The organism is Gordonia shandongensis DSM 45094, assembly GCF_000423025.1.
GTDB classification, from domain to species: domain Bacteria; phylum Actinomycetota; class Actinomycetes; order Mycobacteriales; family Mycobacteriaceae; genus Gordonia; species Gordonia shandongensis.
The window spans coordinates 1-25,019 of sequence record NZ_AUHE01000009.1; the positions used below are offsets into that span (position 1 = coordinate 1).

26 protein-coding genes and 1 tRNA gene are annotated in these 25,019 nt (G+C 69.9%); 13 read left to right on the forward strand and 14 right to left on the reverse strand.

Annotated features, from left to right (window positions below):
• Positions 1-303: transposase (locus tag G528_RS17010; protein WP_035719564.1), on the forward strand; the 303-nt coding region annotated here is incomplete at its 5' end.
• 7 nt (positions 304-310) lie between these two features.
• On the opposite strand, the gene G528_RS17015 is transcribed toward G528_RS17010, so the two are convergent.
• From G528_RS17015 to G528_RS0109100, 4 genes are all read right to left on the reverse strand, one after another.
• Positions 311-838, reverse strand: a complete 528-nt coding sequence (locus G528_RS17015) for a MarR family winged helix-turn-helix transcriptional regulator (RefSeq protein ID WP_211220621.1) — start codon at positions 836-838, stop codon at positions 311-313.
• Positions 831-1,232, reverse strand: coding sequence for a PPOX class F420-dependent oxidoreductase (locus tag G528_RS0109090; protein WP_026918695.1), 402 nt, complete (start codon positions 1,230-1,232; stop codon positions 831-833). Before G528_RS0109090 ends, G528_RS17015 begins: the two co-directional genes overlap by 8 nt.
• Positions 1,233-1,356: 124 nt before the next feature.
• Positions 1,357-1,638: a hypothetical protein gene (locus G528_RS0109095; RefSeq protein WP_035719566.1), complete on the reverse strand. Its 282-nt coding sequence runs from the start codon at positions 1,636-1,638 to the stop codon at positions 1,357-1,359.
• 128 nt (positions 1,639-1,766) lie between these two features.
• A tRNA-Gln gene (locus tag G528_RS0109100) sits at positions 1,767-1,837 on the reverse strand.
• Between the two features lie 219 nt (positions 1,838-2,056).
• On the opposite strand from G528_RS0109100, the gene glmU reads away from it, so the two are divergent.
• The 3 genes from glmU to arsC all read left to right on the forward strand — a co-directional run bounded on the left by glmU (position 2,057) and on the right by arsC (position 5,009).
• Positions 2,057-3,538, forward strand: a complete 1,482-nt coding sequence (gene glmU, locus G528_RS0109105; protein ID WP_026918697.1) for a bifunctional UDP-N-acetylglucosamine diphosphorylase/glucosamine-1-phosphate N-acetyltransferase GlmU — start codon at positions 2,057-2,059, stop codon at positions 3,536-3,538.
• Between the two features lie 51 nt (positions 3,539-3,589).
• Positions 3,590-4,567: a ribose-phosphate diphosphokinase gene (locus tag G528_RS0109110; protein ID WP_026918698.1), complete on the forward strand. Its 978-nt coding sequence runs from the start codon at positions 3,590-3,592 to the stop codon at positions 4,565-4,567.
• A 100-nt stretch (positions 4,568-4,667) separates the two neighbouring features.
• Entirely contained in the window at positions 4,668-5,009 is a 342-nt protein-coding gene (arsC, locus tag G528_RS0109115; RefSeq protein WP_026918699.1) for an arsenate reductase (glutaredoxin), read from the forward strand.
• A gap of 28 nt (positions 5,010-5,037) precedes the next feature.
• On the opposite strand, the gene G528_RS0109120 is transcribed toward arsC, so the two are convergent.
• Complete coding sequence (locus G528_RS0109120) at positions 5,038-5,496, reverse strand: limonene-1,2-epoxide hydrolase family protein (protein WP_026918700.1); 459 nt, start codon at positions 5,494-5,496, stop codon at positions 5,038-5,040.
• 164 nt (positions 5,497-5,660) lie between these two features.
• Between G528_RS0109120 and G528_RS0109125 the strand changes: the two genes are divergently transcribed.
• From G528_RS0109125 to G528_RS0109145, 5 genes are all read left to right on the forward strand, one after another.
• On the forward strand, positions 5,661-6,275 hold the full coding sequence (locus G528_RS0109125) for a 50S ribosomal protein L25/general stress protein Ctc (protein ID WP_026918701.1): 615 nt from the start codon (positions 5,661-5,663) through the stop codon (positions 6,273-6,275).
• A 19-nt stretch (positions 6,276-6,294) separates the two neighbouring features.
• The gene (gene pth / locus G528_RS0109130) at positions 6,295-6,861 is read left to right on the forward strand and encodes an aminoacyl-tRNA hydrolase (protein WP_026918702.1); all 567 of its coding nucleotides are present in this window, start codon (positions 6,295-6,297) and stop codon (positions 6,859-6,861) included.
• Positions 6,862-7,051: 190 nt separating this feature from the next.
• The gene (locus G528_RS0109135) at positions 7,052-8,413 is read left to right on the forward strand and encodes a GH1 family beta-glucosidase (protein WP_035719567.1); all 1,362 of its coding nucleotides are present in this window, start codon (positions 7,052-7,054) and stop codon (positions 8,411-8,413) included.
• A complete protein-coding gene (locus tag G528_RS17020; protein WP_051198590.1) occupies positions 8,410-9,717 on the forward strand; it encodes an MFS transporter in 1,308 nt (435 codons plus the stop codon). The genes G528_RS0109135 and G528_RS17020 overlap by 4 nt, the downstream gene beginning before the upstream one ends.
• Before the next feature lie 157 nt (positions 9,718-9,874).
• Positions 9,875-10,954, forward strand: coding sequence for a beta-ketoacyl-ACP synthase 3 (locus tag G528_RS0109145; RefSeq protein WP_156890410.1), 1,080 nt, complete (start codon positions 9,875-9,877; stop codon positions 10,952-10,954).
• Between the two features lie 5 nt (positions 10,955-10,959).
• On the opposite strand, the gene G528_RS0109150 is transcribed toward G528_RS0109145, so the two are convergent.
• From G528_RS0109150 to G528_RS18040, 3 genes are read right to left on the reverse strand one after another with little or no spacing between them, the layout of a single operon-like run.
• Positions 10,960-11,721 carry an ABC transporter permease gene (locus G528_RS0109150; RefSeq protein ID WP_026918705.1) on the reverse strand — a complete coding sequence of 254 codons (762 nt, stop codon included), beginning with the start codon at positions 11,719-11,721 and terminating at the stop codon, positions 10,960-10,962.
• The gene (locus tag G528_RS0109155; RefSeq protein ID WP_026918706.1) at positions 11,721-12,737 is read right to left on the reverse strand and encodes an ATP-binding cassette domain-containing protein; all 1,017 of its coding nucleotides are present in this window, start codon (positions 12,735-12,737) and stop codon (positions 11,721-11,723) included. Before G528_RS0109155 ends, G528_RS0109150 begins: the two co-directional genes overlap by 1 nt.
• A 49-nt stretch (positions 12,738-12,786) precedes the next feature.
• Positions 12,787-13,371, reverse strand: a complete 585-nt coding sequence (locus G528_RS18040; RefSeq protein ID WP_051198592.1) for a PadR family transcriptional regulator — start codon at positions 13,369-13,371, stop codon at positions 12,787-12,789.
• A 129-nt stretch (positions 13,372-13,500) separates the two neighbouring features.
• Between G528_RS18040 and G528_RS0109165 the strand changes: the two genes are divergently transcribed.
• The 3 genes from G528_RS0109165 (at position 13,501) to G528_RS0109175 (ending at position 16,962) form a co-directional block, all read left to right on the forward strand.
• Positions 13,501-14,520, forward strand: a complete 1,020-nt coding sequence (locus G528_RS0109165; protein ID WP_026918707.1) for a beta-ketoacyl-ACP synthase III — start codon at positions 13,501-13,503, stop codon at positions 14,518-14,520.
• Positions 14,521-14,647: 127 nt separating this feature from the next.
• Positions 14,648-16,258, forward strand: coding sequence for a peptide chain release factor 3 (locus tag G528_RS0109170; protein ID WP_026918708.1), 1,611 nt, complete (start codon positions 14,648-14,650; stop codon positions 16,256-16,258).
• Positions 16,258-16,962, forward strand: coding sequence for a hypothetical protein (locus tag G528_RS0109175; protein ID WP_051198594.1), 705 nt, complete (start codon positions 16,258-16,260; stop codon positions 16,960-16,962). The genes G528_RS0109170 and G528_RS0109175 overlap by 1 nt, the downstream gene beginning before the upstream one ends.
• 25 nt (positions 16,963-16,987) lie before the next feature.
• Here the strand turns inward: G528_RS0109175 and G528_RS0109180 are convergent, their stop codons facing one another.
• The 6 genes from G528_RS0109180 to G528_RS0109205 form a co-directional block, all read right to left on the reverse strand.
• Positions 16,988-17,986: an enoyl-CoA hydratase/isomerase family protein gene (locus G528_RS0109180; RefSeq protein WP_026918710.1), complete on the reverse strand. Its 999-nt coding sequence runs from the start codon at positions 17,984-17,986 to the stop codon at positions 16,988-16,990.
• A gap of 61 nt (positions 17,987-18,047) precedes the next feature.
• A complete protein-coding gene (locus G528_RS0109185; protein ID WP_026918711.1) occupies positions 18,048-19,901 on the reverse strand; it encodes an ABC-F family ATP-binding cassette domain-containing protein in 1,854 nt (617 codons plus the stop codon).
• A gap of 110 nt (positions 19,902-20,011) precedes the next feature.
• Positions 20,012-20,929 carry a 4-(cytidine 5'-diphospho)-2-C-methyl-D-erythritol kinase gene (locus G528_RS0109190; protein ID WP_035719568.1) on the reverse strand — a complete coding sequence of 306 codons (918 nt, stop codon included), beginning with the start codon at positions 20,927-20,929 and terminating at the stop codon, positions 20,012-20,014.
• A 47-nt stretch (positions 20,930-20,976) separates the two neighbouring features.
• Positions 20,977-21,852, reverse strand: a complete 876-nt coding sequence (gene rsmA, locus G528_RS0109195) for a 16S rRNA (adenine(1518)-N(6)/adenine(1519)-N(6))-dimethyltransferase RsmA (RefSeq protein ID WP_026918713.1) — start codon at positions 21,850-21,852, stop codon at positions 20,977-20,979.
• Between the two features lie 48 nt (positions 21,853-21,900).
• Complete coding sequence (locus G528_RS0109200) at positions 21,901-23,034, reverse strand: resuscitation-promoting factor (protein ID WP_026918714.1); 1,134 nt, start codon at positions 23,032-23,034, stop codon at positions 21,901-21,903.
• A gap of 96 nt (positions 23,035-23,130) precedes the next feature.
• Positions 23,131-23,988 (reverse strand): TatD family hydrolase, encoded by an 858-nt coding sequence (locus tag G528_RS0109205; RefSeq protein ID WP_026918715.1) that lies wholly within the window; start codon positions 23,986-23,988, stop codon positions 23,131-23,133.
• 232 nt (positions 23,989-24,220) lie between these two features.
• Between G528_RS0109205 and G528_RS17030 the strand changes: the two genes are divergently transcribed.
• Positions 24,221-25,006, forward strand: a complete 786-nt coding sequence (locus G528_RS17030; protein WP_051198596.1) for a beta-phosphoglucomutase family hydrolase — start codon at positions 24,221-24,223, stop codon at positions 25,004-25,006.
• Positions 25,007-25,019: the final 13 nt, after the last annotated feature.

Here is a 25,019-nt window from a genome sequence, read left to right on the forward strand (position 1 = left end):
GACGCTGATGTGCTGCTGGAGTTCTACCGTTACCCGGCCGAGCACTGGATTCATCTGCGCACGACCAACCCGATCGAGTCGACCTTCGCCACGGTCCGGTTGCGCACCAAGGTGACCAAGGGCCCCGGCTCACGGGCCGCGGGACTGGCGATGGCCTACAAACTCATCGAAGCCGCACAGACGAAATGGCGGGCCGTCAACGCACCCCACCTCGTCGCTCTCGTCCGGGCCGGCGCTACCTTCAAAAACGGCGAACTCGTCGAACCCGGCACCGTCTCACCCGACCAGCAGGAGGCTGCCTGAAACAACCTCATCCACAGGTCTTGACAATAGCTCTTTCCTCTGCGAGGGCCCGGAGTAGGTTCTCCTCTATTCGATGAAGGACGCCGGCGAATCGCGTTCGGTCGTCGGCGTCGACGTCCACGAGCGTGAGGCGCTCGATCTCTCGCCACACGGCCTCGGTCGGCACCCGCAGGGCCGATCCGTGCGAGGTGGTCGAGATGATGGTCGCGCGGCGGTCGTCCGGACTCGGTTCACGACGGACCAGGCCGGCGGTCTCCAATCGGCGCACGGCGCGGGTGATCGTCGCGGAGTCCGAGTCGAGGGCGTCCACGAGGTCGGCCTGCCGTTGTGGCCCGCGATCCCAGAGCTCGAACATGATGAGCTCCTGCCCCGGATGCAGGTCGACTCGGCGCAGGAGGTGGTGAGCCAGGAGCCTGTGCAGGCGCGCCACCCGCACCATCGCGGCGTTCGTCGCATCCCGGCTAGGATCCTGCGCCCCGTCGACCCGGTCGACAACCTCGTCGCGGTGATCGGCCGGACTCGCCGGATCAGGCACGGGCGTGCACCGTCTTCTTCGGGGTGTAGCTGGGCCCACCCGCCGGAATTCCGCCGTCGATGTTGACGCTCCACGACGTGACCGGCGTGACCTTCATGATGTCCTGACCGCGATGACTCACCAGTTCGGCGGTGCCGTAGACGCGGAGATAGCGCGGTACCCACGGTCGGGTGCTCGCCAGATCATCGATGACCAGGGCCACCTTGTGGTTCCCGCTGCGGATGTTGCGCGCCCGTCGGGTGTTGGTCGGGTCGTATCCGCCGATGTAGAAGTCTCGGCCGTCGAATTGGAAACCGACCGGAACGGCGTCCGGCTGCCCGTCGGCGGACACCGTCGCGACTCGTGCCAGCGGCTGGGTTCGGATGTACTCGATCTCGTCGGCGGTGAAGGCCATGACCTGCTCCCCATTCGGTTGGTGCGCCTCCCGTCGAGGCGCTTACCTGTCCGAACAGGCAACTACGCGGGTTCATTCCCGAACATGGAAGATCGCTGGTCCCGGCCGCAGCCGCGTGGTCCGGTCAGCCGAAGAGGTTGGGCGGCGACGGGCAGTTGACCGGCATCACCGGCGCGGTCGAATGCGGCATCACCACGGCGATCGACGGATAGACCAGGCCATTGGGGCACCGGTACTGACCCATCCCGATACCCGGCATGTCGCCGTAATTCGTGCACGCCGCGCCGCTGCACACGATGTAGGGCATCGCGGCGGCCTCACCGCTGCCGACCGTGGCACCCGCGACGAGCGAGGCACCTCCGGCAATGCCGAGCGCGAGAACAGCCCCCGTCAACCGTTTCTTCATGTCGTCTCCCCCTGGTCGATTCGATGCGACCATAACATGACGCGCGTCACCCGACCCCGTCCCCGTATGCCCCGCCCCCGTATGCCCCGTCCCGTATGTCTCGGTCCGGTATGCCTCGCGGCCGCCTGCTCCGCCACCAGGACTCGAACCTGGAATGCCTGAACCAAAATCAGGAGTGTTGCCATTACACCATGGCGGAATATCGCCTCGCCGATTCTGCCACAGCGTCCCCCGGCGCCGCGGCCCGAGGGAGTCGACAGCGACGCGCGCCTGCCCCGAGGTCGCCGTCCCACGATCGTCGTCCCGAGTACGATGCTCCGGGGCGGCCCGACCGGAGCGCCCCGCCGCCGGCGCCGGGCCCCCGGCACTCCCGGCCTCGACCAATCGCTCACGAGACGCAGAACGCGGAGGCACTTCGATGACCGACCAGCCGTCAGCCCAGCCGACCGAGAGCATCGCAGTCATCGTGCTGGCCGCCGGCGCCGGCACCCGCATGAAGTCGAAGACGCCGAAGATCCTGCACGAGATCGGCGGCCGGACGCTGGTCGGCCACGCCCTGCACGGCGCCGCGCAGCTGGAACCCGACCACCTCGTCGCCGTCGTGAGTCACGAACGCGAACGCGTGAGCGCGGAGATCGACGGCATCGCCGAGCAACTCGGCCGCACCGTGGTGATCGCCGAACAGGATCAACCGCTGGGCACCGGCGATGCGGCGCGCGCCGGCATGACCGGACTCCCCGACGACTTCGACGGCACCGTGATCGTCACGGTTGCCGATGCCCCGCTGCTCGACGGCGAGACGCTGTCCGACCTCGTGGCCGAGCACCTGCGCGCCGAGCCCGGACTCCCGACCGCGGTGACCCTGACCAGCTTCATCGCCGACGACCCGACGGGGTACGGCCGCATCGTGCGGGCCGACGGCCCCGGCTCGGACGTGCTGGCGATCACCGAGCACAAGGATGCGACGGCGGCCGAACTCGCCATCTCCGAGGTGAACGCCGGCATCTACGCGTTCTCCGCCGATCTGCTGCGGACGGGCATCGCGAGCCTGTCGACCGACAACGTCCAGGGCGAGTACTACATCACCGACCTGGTGTCGATCGCCCGGGCGGCCGACCTTCCCGTCCACGCGTTCACGGTCACCGACCCGGCGGTCGTCGCCGGGTGCAACGACCGCGCTCAACTCGCCGAACTGGGCGCCGAACTCAACCGCCGCATCGTCCGCGGCCACCTGCTGGCGGGCGTCACGGTCGTCGACCCCGCCACCACGTGGATCGACGTCGACGTGGAGATCGGTCAGGACGTGCGCATCGAGCCCGGGACGCAGTTGCGCGGCGGAACGCGAATCGCCGACGACGCCGTCGTCGGCCCCGACACGACCCTCACCGGGGTGGTCGTCGGCGAGGGCGCGAGCGTCATCCGCACGCACGGCTCGGACGCGCACATCGGCGCCGGCGCGACCGTCGGTCCGTTCGCCTATCTGCGGCCGGGGACGGTGCTGGGTGCGGACGGCAAGATCGGCACCTTCGTGGAGACCAAGAACGCCCGGATCGGGACCGGGACCAAGGTGCCGCACCTGACGTACGTCGGCGATGCGGAGATCGGCGAGCACACCAACATCGGGGCGTCGAGCGTGTTCGTGAACTACGACGGCGTGGACAAGCACCGGACGGTGATCGGTTCACACTGCCGCACGGGCAGCGACAACATGTTCGTCGCTCCCCTGACAATCGGCGACGGCGCGTACACCGGGGCCGGTACCGTACTTCGAGACGACGTTCCCCCGGGCGCGCTCGCCGTGTCGGCCGGTGCGCAGCGGAACATCGCCGACTGGGTCGTGACGAAGCGTCCCGGGACCCCTGCCGCGGACGCCGCGCGGACCGCACAGCACAATGAGTGAAGATCCGGTGACCCCCGGGCAGCCGACCGTCGAGGAGAGAACGAGCCACCCATGACTTGGACGACCGACAATCGTAAGAATTTGATGCTGTTCGCAGGCCGGGCGCACCCCGAGCTGGCGCAGGCGGTGTCGGACGAGCTGGGCGTTCCCGTCACTCCGCAGACGGCGCGGGATTTCGCCAACGGCGAGATCTTCGTCCGCTTCGAGGAGTCGGTCCGCGGGTCGGACGCCTTCGTCCTGCAGAGCTGCCCGTACCCGATGAACCAGTGGGTCATGGAGACGCTCATCATGATCGACGCGCTCAAGCGCGGGTCGGCCAAGCGCATCACCGCGATCATCCCGTTCTACCCGTACGCGCGGCAGGACAAGAAGCACCGCGGTCGCGAGCCGATCTCGGCCCGCCTCATCGCCGATCTGTTCAAGACCGCCGGCGCCGACCGCATCGTGACGGTCGACCTTCACACCGATCAGATCCAGGGATTCTTCGACGGCCCCGTCGACCACATGCACGCGCAGGGTCAGCTCGCCGAGTACGTGCGGACCAAGTACGGGACCGACAACATCTGCGTGGTCTCGCCCGACGCCGGTCGCGTCAAGGTCGGCGAGAAGTGGGCCGACGCCCTCGACGGTGCGCCGATGGCGTTCGTGCACAAGACCCGCGACCCCGATGTGCCGAACCAGATCAAGTCGAACCGGGTGGTCGGCGAGGTCGCGGGCAAGACCTGCGTGCTCATCGACGACATGATCGACACCGGCGGCACCATCGCGGGCGCCGTGACCGTCCTCAAGGAGGCCGGTGCCGGCGACGTGATCATCGCGACGACGCACGGCGTCTTCTCCGATCCGGCGGCCGAGCGCCTCGCGAGCTGCGGCGCCGAGGAGGTCATCACCACCGACACCCTGCCGATTCCGGAGGAGAAGCGGTTCGACAACCTCACCGTGCTGTCGATCGCGCCGCTGCTGGCTCGGACCATTCAGGAGGTCTTCGAGAACGGTTCGGTCACGAGCCTGTTCAACGGGATCGCATAGGGCTGCGACGGTCCGGGCCTCCGGGCCGGACCGCTGCGGAGAATGTCACACACCGGGCATAGCGTTCCGGTGCGCGTGAGGCTCGACGTACGGTGGACGGGTGGACGCAAAGATCTATCACAATCCCCGATGCTCGACGTCGCGCACCACGCTCGCCGCGATTCGCGACGCCGGGATCGAGCCGACGATCGTCAAGTACCTCGACACCGGATGGGACCGGGAGCAGTTGGCGGCGATGTTCGCCGATGCCGGGCTCACGCCGTCGCAGGCCGTGCGCACCAAGGAGTCGCTCTACAAGGAGTTGAACCTCGCTGCGGCGTCGGACGACGAGATCCTCGACGCGATGGTGGCCCACCCGATCCTGGTGGAGCGCCCGTTCGTCATCACCGACAAGGGCACCCGGCTCGCGCGGCCGGCCTCCGCGGTCGACGAGATCCTCTGACGACCGCGGCAGGCTGCGGTCGCCACCGTCAGTCGACGGATGTGAGCACCGCGGACAGCGGGCGGTGCAGCGGGCGGCGCGCGGCGGGGACGACGATGCCGACGACGCCACGAAGGAATCCTCGCGTACATGCGAGGAAGTCGAAGTAGTCGCGCCACAGCGTGATCCGTCCTTCACGGACCTCGGTGCGGCCGCACACCCAGAACTGCATCCGGAACGGTCCGACGCCGATCTCGTCGATGCGTTCGGTGAGCACGACGCCGTCGTCGTCGGCACTGATCGCCCGGATCTCCAGGTCGAACGAGAGTCGGTCACGCCCGAGGGCGCGCATCACGGCGGCGAAGCGGCGTTTGCCGCGGACCGTCGGCAACCCGACGTTGGTGTAGACGATCTGCTCGTCGACTCTCGACAGGGCGGCCTCGATCCGCTGCTGTGCGAGGTCGACGAAGAAGTCGTGGACGAGAGCGGTCGGTTTCTGGGAGGTCATGCGTCGATGGTATTCTGGTCGACGTTGTCTCGGCGAGGGTGATTCGATCACCGTTATCGGCGCGACCGGCATCGTTCTTCGGGCCTCGGTCCGGGTCGTGGCCGCGTGGGTGCAGACGCTGGGGCGCCACCTGACGACCGTTCACACGACCCGAGGAGAATCTCATGGCCACTGCACCGCAGCTCGCCGTCACCATCCGCGAAGGCCGGGGCAAGGGCGCCGCGCGCCGCGCCCGTGTCGCCGGACAGATCCCCGCCGTTCTCTACGGCCACGGCCAGACCCCCGAGCACCTGTTGCTCCCGAACCGCGAACTGTCCGCGATCCTGCGCAACAACGGCGTGAACGCCGTCGTCGAACTCGACATCGACGGCAAGAAGCAGCTCGCGCTGACCCGCCAGGTGGACGTCCACCCGATCCGCAACTACATCGAGCACGTCGATCTGCTCCTGGTGAAGCGCGGCGAGAAGGTCATCGTCGAGGTGGGCATCCTCGTCGAGGGCACGTCGAAGTCGGGCACCCTGGTCATCCAGGAGGCCAACTACCTGGAGATCGAGGCCGACGCCCTCAACATCCCCGAGAACGTCGTCGTGTCGGTCCAGGACCTCGAGGCCCCGACCAACATCCACGCCGGCGAGGTCGAACTGCCCGCGGGCAGCACCTTGATCACCGACCCGGAGAGCCTCCTGGTCGCCGTCGAGGTTCAGAAGGCCGCGCCGGAGCCCGATGAGGAGGACGGCGAGGCCGAGGCCGCCGAGGGTGAGGCCGCCGAGGAGGAGTGATCCTCGCGGACCTTCGATTGTGAAGCTCATCATCGGGCTGGGTAATCCCGGTCCCGCTTACGAGAAGACCAGGCATAACGTCGGCGCGATGGTCGCCGACGGCCTGGTCTCCTCGTATGGCGAGAAGTTCTCCGTGCACAAGCGCTCCGGCGCTCTCACGGCGACCGTGCGGATCGGCGGCGAGCCGGTCCTGGTCGCCAAGTCGCGGACGTACATGAACGTCACCGGCAGGCAGATCGGCCCGCTGGCGACGTACTACTCCGTCGCCCCCGACGACATGATCGTGCTGCACGACGAGCTCGACATCGACTTCGGCGCAGTCCGGCTCAAGCGCGGCGGCGGCGAAGGCGGCCACAACGGTCTCCGGTCGATCTCCCAGGCGGTCGGGACGCGCGACTATCTGCGGGTGCGGCTCGGCATCGGACGTCCGCCGGGGCGTCAGGATCCCGCGGACTTCGTCCTCAAGCCCTTTCCCGGGGCCGCGCAGGCCGACGTCGACCTCTTGATCGCTGCCGGGGTCGACGCCGCCGAACTCCTGGTGACGCGGGGCCTCGAGTCCGCACAGAACACCGTCCACTCCTGGTAGACGGGGACCTCCGCTCCGTCCCGTCGACGGGCGGCCGGCTGCCGATTCGCGCGATCGGCCGCACGCCGCCGGCTGATCGGCGATGATGACGACGACCACATCTTGATCGTTCGATCAACACGGCCGGATCGACGGGACCTCGTCGACGGCGTGTGATCGACGCCGAGCCGGAGCGAAGGAGCGACGCCCCATGACAGCGGCCGACATCACCCCTCACCCCGTACCGACCCTCCCCCGACCGATCCGCTGGTCGGCGGCCACGGCCGCCTTCCAGATCGAGGGCGCCCGCGCCGAAGGCGGCCGCGGCCGATCGATCTGGGACTCCTGGGTCGACACCCCGGGCAAGGTGCTCGACGGGTCCACGGCCGAACCCGGCCCCGACAGCTACCACCGATGGGCCGAGGACGTGGCGCTCGCCGCCGGGCTCGGCCTCGACCGCTACCGGTTCTCGATCTCGTGGACACGCGTCCAACCCGACGGCTCGGGGCCGGCGAACGCCGCGGGCCTGGACTACTACTCGCGCCTCGTCGACGATCTCCTGGCGGCCGGCGTCACCCCGTTCCCCACGCTGTTCCACTGGGATCTGCCGCTCCCGGTCCACGAACGCGGCGGATGGCTCGACCGCGACACCGCCGCCCGCTTCGCCGACTACACCCGCCTCGTCGCCGACCGACTCGGCGACCGCGTCGCGCACTGGTACACGATCAACGAACCCGCGATGACGACGCTGCAGGGGTACGCCGTCGGCGAGCTGGCGCCCGGCGAACTCCTGCTCTTCGACGCCCTCCCGACCGCCCACCACCAGCTGCTCGCTCACGGCCTGGCCGCAGACGTGCTCCGCGGCGCCGGGGCCCGGGCCGTCGGCGTGGCCAACAACCACACCCACGTGCGACCGCTGCGCGACGACCCCGCCGACCATGCCGCCGTCGCCGCCTACGACCTGCTGCACAACCGGATCTTCGCCGACCCGATCCTCACCGGCGAATACCCCGACCTGACGAGCTACGGCCTGCAGATGCCCGTCCGCGACGGCGACCTCGACCTCATCAGCGCCGCCCGCGACTTCTACGCCGTCAACTTCTACAACCCGACCACCGTGACCGCGCCGAGCGGCGACGACAACCCCATCCCCTTCGACATGGTGCCGACGCCGAACGCGCCCGTCACCGGATTCGGCGACGAGTGGCCCATCGTTCCCGAATCGCTGACCGCGCTCCTGGTCGACTTCACCGAGCGCTACCGGGATCTGCCACCGCTGATCGTCAGCGAGAACGGGGCGTCGTTCCCCGAACCCGACGCACCGAGCGGCCGGATCGACGACGCCGACCGCATCGACTATCTCGACGGCCACATCCGCGCCGTCGGCGAGGCGATCGCCCGCGGCGCGAACGTCGAGGAGTACACGGTGTGGTCCCTGCTCGACAACTTCGAATGGGCCGACGGCTTCACCCAGCGCTTCGGCCTCGTGCACGTCGACTTCGAGACGGCCGCGCGCACCCCGAAGGCGTCGTACGACTGGTACCGCGCCGTGATCGCCGGGAACCGCGCATGACCGGACCCGGGGCCGGAACGACCGGCCGCCGCTGGATGACCCTGTTCACCCTCGCGTGGCTGGTCATCTGGATGGCGCAGCTGACTCCGCTGCAGCTGCTCCTGCCCCTGCAGCTCGACTCCCAGACGTCCGAGGACGGCGACCGGTGGATCCACGGCGTCGTCGTCTCCGGGCTGGTCCTCGGGATCGGCGGCCTCGTCGCGGTGATCGCCGGACCGCTGGCGGGGCACGCGTCCGACCGGACCGACGGCTCCCGGCTCCCCGCCCGGCTCGGCGGCCGACGCCGCGTGTGGGCCCTCGGCGGCTGCTGGGGGACGGCGATCTTCCTGGTCCTCACCGGACTCGCCCACCAGCCGTGGCTGGTCGCGATCTGCTGGATCGGCGTCTCCGTGGGGGTGGCCGTCGCCTCGGCCGCCTTCACCGCGATGATCCCCGATCAGCTCGCGCCCGACCGCCGCGGCACCGCATCGGCGTCGATCGGGTCGTCTCAGGCGCTCGGCATCGTCCTCGGCGTCGGCGTCGTGGTGCTGCTGGGTCTGAGCGTGCTCTCCGGTTATCTGGTGCTCGCGCTGCTCGTCGCGGCGATCGGCACGTGGGCGTCCTTCGGTCTGCCCGACCCGGTCGCGCCCCGCAGCGAACTGGCCGCCCCGGACCGCGAGTCGGGCGCTTCGGCGCCCCGCTGGGCGTCGCTGCGCGACCGCGACTTCTGCTGGATGCTCGGCGGCCGGCTCGTCGGCAACATCGGCAACGCGCTCGGAACGTCGCTGTTCCTGTTCTTCCTGCTGTACGGCCTGCACCAGGACAAGGACGCCGCCGAGGGCAACCTGCTGCTGCTCATCGTCGTCTACACCGTCTTCGTCGTCGGCAGCTCGGTGATCTTCGGGACGGTGTCCGACCGTCGCGGGCACCGCCGCATCCTCACCGTCGTCTCCGCGCTGATCCAGGCGTGTTCGGGCATCGTGATCGTCGTGCACCCGACGTTCGCCGCGACACTCGCGGCCGCCGCCCTCATGGGGATCGGTTACGGCGCGTTCATGACCGTCGGGCTGGCGTTCGCGACCGATCTGCTGCCGCGCGTGGAGGATCACGGTCGCGACCTCGGGATCGTCAACGTGTCGGCGGCCCTCGGCCAGCTGATCGGACCGGTCCTCGGGGCGGGGCTCGTCGCCGCCGTCGGCGGCTTCTGGCTCGTCTTCGCGATGGCCTGCGTCCTGTCGGTCGCCGGCGGCGCGATGACCTTCCTGGCCAGGGACGACACGGGCGGCCGGGCACCGATCGCGGCCACGGTGGACCCGCCGGCATGACGGGTTCGTGCCGCGACACGGCAGCCTGCGCCGCCGGGCGATCCGGTCGGTCGTAGAATCACCATCGAGTATCCGGCACACCCGACTGCCGGAATCGACGACGAGGACGGACATCTTGGCGACTCTGGTTACTCCCTCGGGTCACGCGAACGTGTCGATGCTGGGCATCGGCGCGTACCGGCCCCAGCGACTGATCACCAACGATCAGCTGTGCCGCGTGCTGGACTCCTCCGACGAGTGGATCTTCGAGCGCAGTGGGATCCACAACCGCCGGTGGATCAGCGGCGACGAGACGCTGCGGTCGATGGCGTCCGCCGCGGCCGACCGCGCGGTGACCAACTCGGGGATCGACCGCGACAAGATCGACCTGCTGGTCCTGGCCACCAGCAGCTGGCCCAGCAATGTGCCGCACGGCGCCCCCATCGTCGCGCACGACATCGGGCTCAACGGCATCCCCGCCTTCGACGTCGCCGCCGGGTGCGGCGGCTTCGGTTACGCCCTGGGCGTCGCCGCCGACGCGATCCGCGCGGGCAGCGCGACCTACGCCGTCGTCATCGGTGTCGAGACGATGTCGGTGGGCCTCGATCCCACCGACCGCTCCACCGGATTCATCTTCGGCGACGGCGCCGGTGCCGTCGTGGTGGGCCCCACCGAGACCAACGGGATCTCGCCGGTCGTCTCCGGGTCCGACGGCGAGAACGCCGAGGCGATCAAACAGAACTTCGACACCGTCGAGTACATGGCGCGGTCGGTGGAGTACCAGGACAAGGACTCCTCGACCGACCCGGTCGGCCGGATGGTCATCAGCATGGAGGGCCCGCGGGTCTTCCGGTGGGCCGCGATCACGCTGCCCAAGGCGCTCACCAAGCTGCTCACCGAGTCGGGTGCCGGCCCCGAGGACATCGAGGTCTTCGTCCCGCACCAGGCCAATGCGCGCATCAACGACCTGATGAAGAAGAACCTCGGCCTGCGCGACGACCTGCCGATGGCCAACGACATCGAGAACACCGCGAACACCTCGGCCGCATCCATCCCGCTGGCCATCGAGGAGATGCTCGCGACCGGGAAGGCCGCCGGCGGGCAGCTCGCCCTCGTCCTCGGATTCGGTGCCGGACTGAGCTATGCAGGCATGGTCGCGACCCTGCCGCCGGCCCCGACGATCACCTCGTTCGACGGTCTCGGCGACGGCGCCGATGCCGGCCCGCTGCCGGCGCACCTGGCCGGCATCGTCGACTGACCAGGTCAGGCGTTCTCGCGGCGGAACACCGCGGTGCCCCACCACAGTCCCAGTGCACTCATGATCACCGCGGCGAGCAGCCCCCACGCGACCTGGGAGCCGGCGACGTCGCCGAGGAATGAGCTGCGCGCCGCGTCGACGACGTAGCGGAAGGGCATGAAGTCCGAGATCCGGGTGAGCCACGCCGGCCCAAGGGTCATCGGCAGCAGGATGCCCGAGAGCAGCAGCACCGGCATCATCACCATGTTGAGGACCGGCGCCATCACGTCCTCGCTCTTGGTCGACAGGGCCAGGGCGTTCGACGCGGCCGCGCAGGCGCCGCCGATCAGGAGCGTCACGACGATGCCGACGATCACGCCGATGATCGACCCGCGCATGCCCATCGCGAAACCGAGGCCGACGAGGATCAGCGCCTGAACGAACAACTGGATGAGGTCGCGCAGCAGCCGACCGAACAGGAGCGCCGTCCGGCTCGCCGGAGTCACGCGTTCGGCCTCGATGACCCCCTCCCGCCATTCGCCGATCAGTCCGAAGCCGGCGAACATCGCCCCGAACATGCCCAACTGCACGAGCAGACCGGGGACCAGGAACGTGTAGGCGTTGTCGCCGGCGTTCGGGAACGAGGCGACGATCGGTTTGAGCAGCGGCCCGAACAACACCAGGTAGAGCACCGGCTGCATGATCCCGATCAGCACCCACGCCGGATTCCGCAGGTTCATCCGCAGTTGCCTGCGGAACACGATGTACGACTCGCGCAGGAAGCTCATCATCGGTCGGTCTCCTCGTCGGTCGGGTCGACGGCGGCCTCCGCGTCGCGCAGGCTGCGTCCGGTCAGGGTCAGGAAGACGTCGTCGAGCGTCGGGCGTTTGATCTCGATCTCCTCCAGTGCGTCGCCCTCCTCCAGTGCGTCTCCGCCTGCGGCGAGTTCCCGGAGCAGTCCGGGGATCACCTTGGCCGATCCGCGGACGCGAGCGGTCACCCCGGATCCGTCCGTCTCGATCTCGGTGGCGCCGACGTTCTCGAGGGCCGACGCGGCGCGGGACACCGGCTCGGCCGACGCGAACCCGAGGTGCACCAGATCGCCCGAGACCTGCGATTTGAGGTTCTCCGGGGTGTCGGAGGCGACGATGACACCGTTGTCGATGATCATGATGCGGTCCGAGAGCGCATCGGCCTCGTCCAGATAGTGGGTGGTCAGGAAGACCGTGGCGCCCCGCCTGGTTCGCAGCGCCGCGATGTGCTCCCACAGGTTGGCGCGCGCCTGCGGGTCCAGCCCGGTCGTCGGCTCGTCGAGGAACACCAGCGTGGGGTCGTGGATGAGACCCATCACGATGTCGAGCCGACGGCGCTGCCCGCCGGACATGTTCTTGGGCATCCGATCCCACAGTCCGTCGAGCTGAAGGCTCGTGAACAGTTCCCGGCCGCGCGCCACGGCCGCGCGCCGGCTCATCCCGTACAACTGTCCGTGGTCGGCCACCTCGTCGCCGGCGAGCGCCTGCGAGAACGTCGACCCGGCCTGCGAGACGTACCCGATGCTGCGGCGCACCTGGACCGACTGCGTCGCGACGTCGAATCCGTTGACCGTCGCGGTGCCCGCGGTCGGCCGCAGGAGCGTCGTCAACATGCGGAGCGTGGTCGTCTTACCGGCCCCGTTGGGTCCGAGGAAGCCGACGACCTCGCCCTCCGCCACGTCGAGGTCGACCCCGTCGACCGCACGCACCTCCCGCTGCCGTCTGCCCTTCCCGGTCACGAACGTCGCCGCGAGCCCGCGTGCATGGATCATGCGGATTCCTCCTGCGTTGTGTGGCCCTCACGCACCCCGCGCAAAGTAGTCAAATTTGAGCGTAGGGGTGAGGCGGCCGATCCGCACCCGAGTCGAAGGACAACTCACCCGCGGCGACGTCGGCCAGGACGCCGTCGAGCCACCACAGCTCCAACTCGGCGAACTGCCGCCACAGCTGCAGGCTCCTGACCGAGTGGGCCGGAACACGGTCGTCGGTCCCCGGCGGAAGCATCTCCCCGATCGCCGTGCGCAGTGCCTCCCGCCGATCGGTGAGCGCTGCGACCGAGCGCTGCTCACCGAGCATCGGCAACAGACCGAAGCCGGCCTGAAACTCATGTCGGTCGAAGACGTTCACCGCGGTGACGGCCGCGACGATCCCCGCCTCGAGTTCGTCGCGCCCCGCGGCCGTCAACTCGTAGACCGCGGCCGGCCGCGATCCGTCGTCGACGACGGATCGCGCCAGCAGCCCCTGCTCGGTGAGTCGGCGCAAACCGTGATAGATCGACCCCGGCCGGATGCTCGCCCACTCGTCGACACGCCACGACACGAGTTCACGGCGGATCTGGTAACCGTTCACCGGCTCGAACAGACCCACCGCACCCAGCAGCAACAGCCGTGTGGTGGCGACAGACATACCGGCAACGGTAGCGGCCGGGCGGGCGGGCGCGCCGCCGCGCGGCTACTTCTCGGTAACCCGTGACGCATGAGAACGTCGACAGAGCATGTGCGCCACCGCACACCCGGAGAAGTGGGAGATCAGTTCATGGCCGTACTCGCCGAAGCCGTCGGAACACAGAAGATCGGCATGCTCGGGATCGGTGCTCACCGTCCCGAACGCGTCGTCACCAACGACGAGATCTGCCAGAGCATCGACTCGTCCGACGAATGGATCTACACGCGGACCGGCATCAAGAGTCGCCGCTTCGCGCGGCGCGACGAAACCGTCGTCGAGATGGGCGTCAACGCCGGCCGCAAGGCCATCGCGAATGCACTCCTGTCCGGCTCCGACATCGACGCGGTGATCCTGGCGACCAACACCCACCTGCTGCTCACACCCGCGGGCGCCGTCAAGATCGCCACCGAGCTCGGCGCCAACGGCGTCCCCGCATTCGACGTGACGGTCGGCTGCGCGGGCTTCGGCTACGCGATGGGCCTGGCCGCAGACATGATCCGCGGCGGCAGCGCGAGCAACGTCCTGGTGATCGGCGCCGAACAGCTGTCGGTGACCCTCGACATGACCGACCGCGGCAACTGCTTCATCTTCGGCGACGGCGCCGGAGCCGTGGTGGTGGGCCCGACGCCCGAGCAGGGCCTCGGACCCGTGGTCTGGGGCAGCGACGGCACCCAGTTCAGCGCCATCCGCCAGGACATCGACTGGATCAGTTACATGGACGGCGGCGACATCGAGAACCGCCCATACCTCCGCCTCGAGGGCACCGCCGTCTTCCGGTGGGCCGCCTTCGAGATGGGCAAGGCCGCCCAGCGCGCCCTCGAGGTCGCGAAGATCGACACCTCCGAGGTCGACGTCTTCGTCCCCCACCAGGCCAACTCCCGGATCAACGAACTCCTCGCCCGGAGTCTGGGCTTCGGCGAGTCGACGGTCATCGCGAACGACATCGAGACGACCGGGAACACGTCGGCCGCGTCGATCCCCCTGGCGATGGAGGACCTCCTGTCGACCGGCGCAGCCAAACCCGGCGACACCGCCCTGCTGCTCGGTTACGGCGCCGGCCTCAGCTACGCCGCGCAGGTGGTCACGATGCCGCCCATCCCGTTCGAGTAGGTCGCTGCCGTCGAGATCAGGCGAGCGACGACACCGACCCGCCACGACACGCGCCCTCACCTGGGTCTCGACCTGTCACACCCCTCCGAAATTGCCCGTGACCACCGCAAACCGATAGCGTGAGCGGGTGAGTTCCGAGGCCATCAACCGCGAAGTGAAGCGGCGTCGCACGTTCGCCATCATCTCCCACCCCGACGCGGGCAAGTCGACGATGACCGAGGCCCTCGCGCTGCACGCCCACATGATCAGCGAGGCCGGCGCGGTACACGGCAAGGGCGGCCGCCGCTCGACCGTCTCGGACTGGATGGAGATGGAGAAGGCCCGCGGGATCTCCGTCACCTCCACCGCCCTGCAGTTCAGCTACACGCCCGGCACCGCCGACGACTCCGACGCGCCCTTCGTCATCAACCTCGTCGACACCCCCGGACACTCCGACTTCTCCGAAGACACCTACCGCGTCCTCACCGCAGTCGACGCCGCCGTGATGCTGATCGACGCCGCCAAGGGCCTCGAACCGCAGACGCTCAAACTGTTCCAGGTGTGCCGCCACCGCGGCATCCCGGTCATCACCGTCGTCAACAAATGGGACCGACCGGGTCAGACGCCGCTGGAGTTGATCGACGAGATCAACGAACGCATCGGCCTCATCCCCACCCCCCTGTACGTCCCGGTCGGCATCGCCGGCGACTACCGCGGCCTCCTCGACCGCCGCACCGGTCGGTACATCCACTTCGAACGCACCGCCGGCGGCGCCAAGATCGCCCCCGAGATCCTGATGGACGCCGACGAGGCCGCCCAACGCGAAGGCGATGCGTGGACGGCCGCGCGCGAGGAGAGCGACCTGCTGGCCGAACTCGGTCAGGACCACGATCAGGAGATGTTCCTGGCCGGGCAGACCTCACCGATGATCTTCACCTCGGCGATGCTCAACTTCGGCGTCCGCCAGCTCCTCGACGCACTCGTCGAGTTCGCTCCCCCGCCGCACGGGCGCACGACCGTCGACGGCACCGACCGCGAGGTGACCGACCCGTTCAGCGCCGTCGTCTTCAAGGTGCAGGCCGGTATGGACAGCTCTCACCGCGACCGGCTCGCCTACATGCGGATCGTCTCCGGGGAGTTCGAGCGCGGCATGGTCGTCACGCATGCCCAGACCGGAAAGCCGTTCGCGACGAAGTACGCGCAGGCCGTCTTCGGCCGCGACCGGTCGACGGTCGACAAGGCGTACCCCGGCGACGTGGTCGGGCTCGTCAACGCGATAGCCCTCGCCCCGGGCGACACCCTGTTCATCGACCCGCGAGCCCAGTTCCCGCCGATCGGCTCGTTCGCCCCCGAACACTTCTCGGCGCTCCGCGTCACCACCGCGGACAAGTACAAGCAGTTCCGCAAGGCCGTCGACCAGATGGACGCCGAGGGCGTCGTCCAGGTGCTCCGGAACGATCTGCGGGGCGACGCGTCGCCGGTGATGGCCGCCGTCGGCCCCATGCAGTTCGAGGTCGTCACCGCCCGCATGAAGGCCGAGTTCAACGTCGACACCGTCGTCGAACCCCTCGGGTACGCGATGGCGCGACGAACCGACGAGAGCAGCGCCCCGGAACTCGACCGCCAACGCGGAGTGGAGGTCTTCACCCGCAGCGACGGCGCCATCCTGGCACTGTTCTCCGACAAGTGGCGACTCCAGTACATCGAGCGCGAACACCCCGACCTGCTCCTGGAGCCCCTCGTGGCGGCGGCCGACTGATGCGACCGCCGACGGGTCCGACCGCGACGGCCGCACGTGTGGCCGCCGCGGTGATCGCCGTCGGTGCGGGCGCACTCGCGCTGACCGCGTGCAGCCCGGCCGCCGAGGAGACCGCCGTCTCCGCGCCGCCGACCGCGCCTGCCGGGGAACCCGCGTCCACCGAACGACTCCCCGCAACGGACTGCGAGCAGACGCCGGAGTCCGGCAAGGTCGACACCACCGGGTACGCGCTGCGCTACAGCACCGGCACCATGCGGATCTCGGTGCGGACCAAGGGCGGCTCCGCGACCTGCCTCGGATTCACCAAGACCGGCAGCGCCGACCCCCAGGTCCCGCCCGACACCGTGCTGTTCACATTCCGCGGCTCCCGCGGCGAGGGCGCGCTGCTCGAGTTCCCCAGCGTCAACCTGTCCCGCGGCGTCCTGCCGTGGCCGCGGGGAAAGGTCACCACCCCGCACTCCACGTTCACCTCGACCGTCGGAGTCTCCCACGGCGGCGACTACTTCACGTCGCAGCGGTGCACCGTGCGCCTCGCTCGCGTGACCCCGGCGGGGGCCGCGGGCACCGTCGAATGCCCCGACGCGCTCGCGACGACAGCGAACCCGTTCGACCCGAGCGACGACGTCTCCCACGAGGACCCCGCCGACCGTCCCTCCCCACCGGACTCCGCCTCGCTGCGCGGCGTCTTCGAACTCGCCCGCTGACCGCGGGCCCGGTACGGCGACCGGACTACGGGACGATCGCGGCGACGTCCTCGGGGGCGACGTCCTCGACGGTCGCCGGACAGAACGCCGGACTGCGGTCCTTGTCGACGAGGACGGCCCGGACGCCTTCGGCGAAATCCGGGTGCGCCGTGATGCGGACGGCGGCGGCGAGTTCGCGATCCAGGCACTCGGCGAGCGACGACTCGGCGCCCTCCTCGATCAGCCGCGCCGTCACGCACAGGCTCGTCGGGGAGCCGGTGGTCAGCAGATCGAGCATCTCGTCGGCCCAGTCGTCGCCGACGGCGCCGCGGAGACCGCCGATGATCCCCGCGACGCTCACATCATCGAAGTACTCGGCGATCTTTCGCAGCGGCAGCTCCGTGGTCACCGGGCCCCGGTGATCCTCGAGTGCCTCGCGCAGCGGTGCGCCGTGACGGATCGCCTCGACGACACCGGGGATCGCCGACGACGGCACGAAGTGCGTCGCCAGCCCGATCGCGACCGCGTCCGCGCCGCCGATCCTCGTCCCGGTGAGGGCCAACCACATGCCGATCCCCTGCGGGAGACGCGGCAGAAAATAGGTGGAACCGACGTCGGGGAAGAATCCGATCGCGGTCTCGGGCATCGCGATCAACGCCTTCTCCGAGACGATCCGCACCTCTCCGTGCACGCTGATGCCGAGGCCGCCGCCCATCGCCGCGCCGTCGATCACCGCGACATAGGGCTTCGGGTATTCGGCGATGAGCTGATCGAGTCGGTACTCGCTCTCGAAGTACGCCTCCACCGCGGCCGCGTCACCGTCGAGCACCGACTCGCGGACGGCGCGGATGTCGCCGCCCGCGCAGAACGCGCGATCGCTGCTCGACGTCACCAGCACGGTGTCGATGGCGTCATCGTCGCCCCACCGTTCGAGGACCGCCGTCATCTCGTCGATCATCGACTGGTCGAGAGCGTTCAGGGCACGCGGCCGGTCGAGGACGATCTCGCCGACACCGCCGTGGACTTCGGTGCGCAGGTGGGACACGCCCTGCACTGTACGTGACGCGGCCGGCCGCAGCGGGGGCGTCGGAGGCGGCCCCGACCGATCAACCGTCGAGGAGTTCGGCGGCTTCCATCCACTCGGCCTCCGCGGCCTCCTTCGCCGCGACGACGTCGCGCAGTTCGGCGTCGAGTTCCGCGAGCCGATCGGGGTCGACGGCCGCAGCCACCATCTGCGCGTGCAGGTCCCGTTCGCGCTCGGTGAACTTCTCCACCTGTCGTTCGGCGCGCCCGAGCGCCTTGCGTGCGGCCTGATGTTCGGCGGGGCTCAGACCCGCGCCGCCGGTCGACACGGCCGCCCGGTCCGTGGCGGTGTCGGCGGATGCGTCGGCGCTCCGGCGGCCCCCGCCCGCCCGGTCCGCGGCGCCGCCCGCCGCGGCATCGGACTCCCGGCGTTCCAGGTACTGCTCGATACCGCGCGGCAGGTGGGTGAGTCGGCCGTCGCCGAACAGCGCCCACGTGGAGTCGCAGACGCGTTCGACGAGATAGCGGTCGTGGCTGATCACCACCAACGTCCCCGCCCACGCATCCAGCAAGTCCTCCACCTGCTGCAAGGTGTCGATGTCGAGATCGTTGGTCGGCTCGTCGAGCAACAGCACATTCGGTTCCGCCATGAGCACGCGCGTGAACTGCAGCCGTCGCCGCTCGCCGCCCGACAGGTCGCCGACCGGCGTCCGCTGGCGTGCCGGCGAGAACCCGAGCCGTTCGGCGAGCTGGCTCGCCGAGATCTCCTTGTCGCCGAGCATGATGTGCCCGGCGATCTCCTCGACCGCATCGAGGACGCGCAGCGTCGGGTCGAGGTCGTCGAGCTCCTGGCGCAGCCAGCCGATCGAGACCGTCTTCCCCTCGACACGTCGGCCCGGGGCCACCGGGACCTCGCCGGCCAGCGCCCGCAGCAGCGTCGTCTTCCCCGAGCCGTTCACACCCACCAGCCCGATGCGCTCACCGGGCGCCAGCCGCCACGTCGCCGAGTCGAGCAGGACGCGGCCCTCGACGCCCTCGGACGACGGCGCACGCAGGTGGGCGTCCTCCAGTTCGATGACCACCCGGCCGAGCCGTCGCCGCGCGAACGTGGACAGTTCCACCGTGTCCCGCGGCGGCGGGACGTCGGCGATCAGTTTCTCGGCGGCCTCCACCCGATACCGCGGCTTGGAGGTTCGGGCCGGCGCACCCCGCCGCAGCCACGCCAGTTCCTTGCGTGCCAGATTGCGGCGACGCTCCTCGGCGGCGTCGGCCTGCCGTGCCCGTTCGGCGCGGGCGAACACCCAGTCGTTGTACCCGCCCTCGTATTCGTCGACCCGCCCGGAGTGCACCTCCCACGTGCGGGTCGCCACCGTGTCGAGGAACCACCGGTCGTGCGTCACGACGATGAGCGCGCTGCGTCGGCGCACCAGATGGTCGGCCAGCCAGGCGACCCCCTCGATGTCGAGGTGGTTGGTCGGCTCGTCCAGGATCAGCAGGTCGGAATCGGTGACCAGCGCGGCCGCGAGCGCGGTGCGCCGCCGCTGCCCGCCCGACAGCTCCCCGACCCGGCGGTCGAGGAGATCGTCGACGCCGATGCCGGCGAGGATCCCGCGGATCCGCGCGTCACCGGCCCACTCGTGTTCCGCGAGGTCGCCGAGCACCACCGCCGCGACGGTCGCCGCCGGATCCAGGTCACCGCCCTGGGTGACCGTCGCGACACCGATGCCGCCGACGCGCGAGACGCGTCCCGAGTCGGGTTCGGTGATGCCGGCGACGATCTCGAGCAGCGTCGTCTTGCCGCCGCCGTTGAGGCCCACGACGCCGATCCGCTCACCGGCGTGGACACCGACGCTCACGTCGTCCAGGAGCGCCGTGATGCCGAAGCTCTTGCTGATGCGTTCGGCGTTGATCAGCGAGGTGTTGGTGCGCGAGGTCATCGGATGGTGCGTCTTCCTTCGTGTCGGGTGCGGGGAATGTCGAGTGCGGGACATGTCGAGTGCTGGGCATGTCGCGTACGGGGCGGGCCGGCTCGATCGGGTGGGAGCCGTCAGTCCGGCGGGATGAGTCGCGCACCGGCGACGGGCCCCGACGCCGTCCGCACGGCTTTGGCGACCCCCGACCCGGACAGTTCGGCGGCCACCGTGATCGCGGCCTGCGCGTCGGCGCAGAGGAATGCGCAGGTGGGCCCCGACCCCGAGACCACCCCGGCGAGGGCACCGGCCTCCCGCCCGGCACGCAGCGTGCGCCGCAGCATCGGCTGCAGCGAGAGGGCCGCCGGTTGCAGATCGTTGCGCAGCAGCGGCGCCACCGCGGTGACGTCCCCCGATGCCAACGCGACCATCAGCTCGTCGGGTCGGTCCGTCCCCGCCGACGTCGCCGCATCGTCGCGGGACCGCAGCCGGTCGAGTTCGGCGTACACCGCAGGCGTCGACAGTCCCGTCCGCGCCACGGCCAACACCCAGTGGAACTGCCCGCGCGAGAGGACCGGCAGCAGTCGCTCGCCGCGTCCCGTGCCGAGTGCGACCCCGCCCGCCAGGGAGAACGGGACGTCGGAGCCGAGCGATGCGGCGATCTCGACGAGCTCGGCGCGTTCCACGTCGGCACGCCACAGTCGGGCCGCGGCGACGAGCGCCCCGGCGGCGTCCGCCGATCCGCCCGCCATTCCGCCCGCCACCGGGATCGTCTTGTCGATGATGATCTCGACCCGCGGATCCCCGCCGACGTGCGACGCCAGCTCCACCACCGCGCGCGCGGCGAGGTTGGTGGCGTCGGCGGGCACCTCCCGTCGTCCGTCACCGCGGACGGTCACCGACAGTTCGTCGGCGGCACGCACGGTCACGTCGTCGTACAGCGAGAGGGCGCAGAACAGCGTCGCCAGTTCGTGGTATCCGTCGTCGCGCAGCGGGCCGACACCGAGATGCAGGTTGATCTTGGCGGGCACCCGGGCGGTCGCAGCCCCCATCATGACCCAGCCCCCATCATGACCCAGCCCCCATCACGACCCAGCCCCCATCACCGGTCGTCCTCCCGGACGCGGGCGAGGCGTACGAAGTCGGCGGCGTCGAGGCGTTCACCGCGGATGCCCGGATCGATGTCGGCGGCCCGCAGCAGACGCTCGGCCTCCGCGGCGCTCCCCGCCCACGAGGCGAGGGCCGACCGCATCGTCTTGCGTCGTTGAGCGAACGCCGCGTCGATCGCCGCGAAGGTCGCCGAGCGCAACCACGGGTCGGTTCCGAACGGATCGGTGCGTTCGATGCGCACCAGCCCCGACTCGATGGTCGGCTCGGGCCAGAAGACCCGTCTACCGATCGCTCCCGCGCGGGAGACGTCGCCGTAGAACCGCGCCTTGACGCTCGGCACACCGTAGATGCGGCCGCCGGGCGTCGCCGCCAACCGGTCGGCGACCTCGGCCTGAACCATGACCAGCGCGGTCGCGATGGTCGGGAACTGTGCCATCAGATGCAGCAGGACGGGGACGGCGACGTTGTACGGAAGGTTCGCGACGAGCGCGGACGGCGTCCGCGGCAGGTCGGCCGGCAGCACCGTCATCGCGTCGGCGGTCACCACGTCGAAACGGTCGGCGTGGCCGGGGGCGAACTCGGCGACCGTCTGCGGAAGCCGTCCGGCGAGGACGGGATCGATCTCGACGGCCATGACGCGTCCGGCGTCGGCCAGCAGCGCCAGGGTCAGCGACCCCAGGCCCGGCCCCACTTCGAGGACCGTGTCGTCGGCGCCCACACCCGAGGAGGCCACGATCCGGCGGACCGTGTTGGCGTCGTGGACGAAGTTCTGCCCGAGCGTCTTGGTGGGCCGAACACCGAGTTCGGCGGCCAGGCCGCGGATCTCGGCCGGCCCCAGCAGTCGCGGTGTGTCGGGGGTGGAGGTCACCTATGCATTGTGACTGACGAACGCGGCATCACTGAAAACCGCGGCCGGTCAGCGCAGGCCGAGCCGCGACGAGCACGACGGCCAGGCACCCCAGCCCTGAGCGGCCTGCGTCTTCTTGGCGATCGCGATCTGCTCCTCGCGAGTGGCCAGGTCGGCGCGTGGCGCGTACTCCTGGCCGCCCCAGCGGTCCCAGGTGTTCTGGTCGAACTGCACGCCGCCGTAGAAGCCGTTGCCGGAGTTGATCGCCCAGTTGCCGGTGGCCTCGCATTCGGCGAGACGATCCCACACGCCGAACGGGACGTGCGGAGCACCCGGCTTGGTGCCGATCACGACGGTCGCCGGAGTCGGCTCGGTGACGACGTCCTCGGACAGCTTGTCCTTCTTGGTGACCTTGCCGTTGACCGTGGTCACCGAGTAGGTCACGTTGGCCTTGCCGGGCGTGCCCTTCTTCTTGACGACCTTCCGGCCCTTGATGAGCTTGGGGTCCTTGGTGGTGTTCTCCGGCGGCTTCACGTCCTCCAGGACGGTCTGCTCCTCGGTGCGCACGCGGGTCACCGTGATCGCCATGCGCTCGCTGACCGGCGTGTCGGCCGCGGGCACGACCTTGTCGGTGGGGGCGAGCGGCTCACCCGAGCGGGCCAGGAGGTCGCCGACGGTCTTGGCGGCGATCTTCGGGCTGGTGCGCTTGCCGCCGTCGACGAGGGTGACCTTCTTGGGCAGGGTGACGTCGAGGTCGGCACCCTCCACGGGCAGCGGCCGGTCGAGGGGCGCGGAGACGGCGCTGGTCGACAGCCCGCGCTCGGCGAGGACCTGCTCCACGGTCGACGCGGTGGTCCGAACCACCTCCTGGCGGCCGTCGACGACGAGCTGGATCGACTTCAGGCGGTCGACGCGGATGGTCTGACCGTCGTGCGGTGCGCTCGACAGGGCGACGTTCACCTTGTCGCCGTCGGATGTCGTGACTCCGTTGTCGCGCAGGACGCTGCCCACGGAGAAGGCCATGGTGTCGACGGTGGTCGACTGGCCGTCGACGGCGAGGGTGACCTCCTTGTGCATCACGACACCGGTCGCGCCTCCCGCGGCGACGGCGGCGATCACGCCGCCCAGAGCGAGTCGGGCACGCAGGGACCGCGTGGTGTTGATTCGCGAGAGGAGGGACGGGTCGGTCTTCGGCGCACGCATGGGAGTCAAAGGTCTGGTTTCCTGACGGACGGGGTATAGCGGCCCGCGACTCGGAACGAGAAACGGGATCACGATACGGTAACGAATCAGGACCTGTTACGGCAACGGAAGTCGGTAATGCCTGCGCGCGTTCCCCCCGAGAACCTGAGCCATCTCGTCGTCGGAGACCCCTCGGACCTCCGCGAGGAAGCGCGCCGTGTAGGGCACCGCATACGACTGATTCGGCTGGCCACGGTAGGGATGCGGGGTCAGGAAGGGGGCGTCGGTCTCCACCAGGATCAGCTCGTCGGGCGTCAAGCGAGCCGCGTCACGCAGCTCGTGGGAGTTGGCGAACGTCACAGTCCCCGAGAAGCTCAACACGTACCCGAGGTCGACACATTCGCGGGCGATTGCGGCGTCCCCCGAGAAGCAGTGCATGATCACCGTCTCCGGGGCGCCCTCGGCGGCCAGCACGTCGAGCAGGTCCCGATCGGCCTCCCGATTGTGAATCATGAGCGGCGTTCCGGTCCGCTTCGCCAGATCGATGTGCCAGGCGAAGGCGTCGCGTTGTACGGCCGGGTCGGCGCAGTCGTCCGACCGCGTCGTCCAGTAGTAGTCCAGACCGGTCTCCCCGACCGCGACCACCCGGTCGTCGGCGACCATCGTCTCGATCTCGCTGCGCGTCGCGTCGTCGAGATCGTCGGCGTGGGTCGGATGCAGTCCGACGGCGGCGAACGCCCGCGAGTCCCAGTGCGCGGCCCGCACCGCCCAGCGCGCGTCCTCCATGTCGTCGGCGACGGTGACCACCTGGTCCACACCCACCGCCTCGGCGCGGTCGAGGATCGCGCGGACGTCGTCGGCCGTCCGCCCACCGCACGCCGCGAGGTGCGTGTGGGCGTCGACGAGCCCCGGCAGCGGCTCCGGGGCGGGCGGAGGCGTGCGGCGCTTGCGGCGACGGATCTCCTTGGCGGTCAGTTCCCGCCCCGATTCAGCTGCGTGCGATTCGGGAGCGGCGTTCGATCCGGGAGCGGCGTTCGATCCGGGAGCGGCGTTCGATCCGGGAGCGGCGTTCGATCCGGGAGCGGCGTTCGATTCGGTCACGCCTCCACCCTGCCCGAGACGACCGTGCGCGACGAACCGCCCACCAAACCCCACCGCGCCCCGCACCTGGCCGACATCGCGAGACAAGACGGGTAGCGTCATCACCGTGCTGGGACTGCCTGACGACATCACCGTCGCCCTCTTCGACCTCGACGGCGTTCTGACCGACACCGCATCGGTCCATCGGACGGCCTGGACCGACGCTTTCGACGCCTTCCTCGCCGACCGCGCCGGCGGACCGATCGACGCTCGGACCGACGAACTGCGCCCGTTCACCGAGCAGGACTACCTCGACCACGTCGACGGACGCCCCCGGACCGACGGTGTGCGGTCCTTCCTCGCATCACGGACGATCGACGTCGACGACGCGACGGTCACCCGGATCGCCGACGGAAAGAACGACGCCTTCCTCGCTGCGCTGGAACGCGACGGCGTCCGCGCCTACCCCGGCTCGGTCCGCTACCTGCACGCCGCCCGCGACGCCGGACTGCACATCGCCGTCGTCACCAGCTCCCGCAACGGCGCCCAAGTCCTCGAGGCAGCCGGGCTGACGGAGTTCGTGGAACAGCGCGTCGACGGCAACACCATCGTCGACGAACAGCTCAACGGAAAACCGGCCCCCGACTCCTACCTGCGCGGCGCCGAGCTGATGGGCGTCGCCCCGGCCGCCGCCGCCGTCTTCGAAGACGCGATCTCCGGCGTCCAGGCCGGTCACGCCGGACGATTCGGTCACGTCGTCGGCGTCGACCGCGTCGGGGGAGGCCAGGCCGACTCGATGCGCGACGCCGGTGCCTCTATCGTCGTGACCGACCTCGCCGAACTCCTCCCCGACGCCGGCGGGACCCCTGAGCCGAACGACCATCCCGCGACCGCGAGAAGGACCGCACCGTGATCGAACCGACCAC

Coding starts and splice junctions, on each gene's coding strand:
- G528_RS0109135 (WP_035719567.1), top strand. CDS start 7,052: ATGACAGCGGCCGACATCACCCCTCACCCCGTACCGACCCTCCCCCGA.
- G528_RS0109150 (WP_026918705.1), bottom strand. CDS start 11,721: ATGAGCTTCCTGCGCGAGTCGTACATCGTGTTCCGCAGGCAACTGCGG.
- G528_RS17020 (WP_051198590.1), top strand. CDS start 8,410: ATGACCGGACCCGGGGCCGGAACGACCGGCCGCCGCTGGATGACCCTG.
- G528_RS0109125 (WP_026918701.1), top strand. CDS start 5,661: ATGGCCACTGCACCGCAGCTCGCCGTCACCATCCGCGAAGGCCGGGGC.
- G528_RS0109090 (WP_026918695.1), bottom strand. CDS start 1,232: ATGGCCTTCACCGCCGACGAGATCGAGTACATCCGAACCCAGCCGCTG.
- G528_RS0109110 (WP_026918698.1), top strand. CDS start 3,590: ATGACTTGGACGACCGACAATCGTAAGAATTTGATGCTGTTCGCAGGC.
- G528_RS0109185 (WP_026918711.1), bottom strand. CDS start 19,901: ATGACCTCGCGCACCAACACCTCGCTGATCAACGCCGAACGCATCAGC.
- glmU (WP_026918697.1), top strand. CDS start 2,057: ATGACCGACCAGCCGTCAGCCCAGCCGACCGAGAGCATCGCAGTCATC.
- G528_RS0109165 (WP_026918707.1), top strand. CDS start 13,501: ATGGCCGTACTCGCCGAAGCCGTCGGAACACAGAAGATCGGCATGCTC.
- G528_RS0109190 (WP_035719568.1), bottom strand. CDS start 20,929: ATGATGGGGGCTGCGACCGCCCGGGTGCCCGCCAAGATCAACCTGCAT.
- G528_RS0109155 (WP_026918706.1), bottom strand. CDS start 12,737: ATGATCCATGCACGCGGGCTCGCGGCGACGTTCGTGACCGGGAAGGGC.
- G528_RS0109175 (WP_051198594.1), top strand. CDS start 16,258: ATGCGACCGCCGACGGGTCCGACCGCGACGGCCGCACGTGTGGCCGCC.
- G528_RS0109095 (WP_035719566.1), bottom strand. CDS start 1,638: ATGAAGAAACGGTTGACGGGGGCTGTTCTCGCGCTCGGCATTGCCGGA.
- G528_RS0109200 (WP_026918714.1), bottom strand. CDS start 23,034: ATGCGTGCGCCGAAGACCGACCCGTCCCTCCTCTCGCGAATCAACACC.
- G528_RS0109120 (WP_026918700.1), bottom strand. CDS start 5,496: ATGACCTCCCAGAAACCGACCGCTCTCGTCCACGACTTCTTCGTCGAC.
- G528_RS0109145 (WP_156890410.1), top strand. CDS start 9,875: ATGCTGGGCATCGGCGCGTACCGGCCCCAGCGACTGATCACCAACGAT.
- G528_RS18040 (WP_051198592.1), bottom strand. CDS start 13,371: ATGTCTGTCGCCACCACACGGCTGTTGCTGCTGGGTGCGGTGGGTCTG.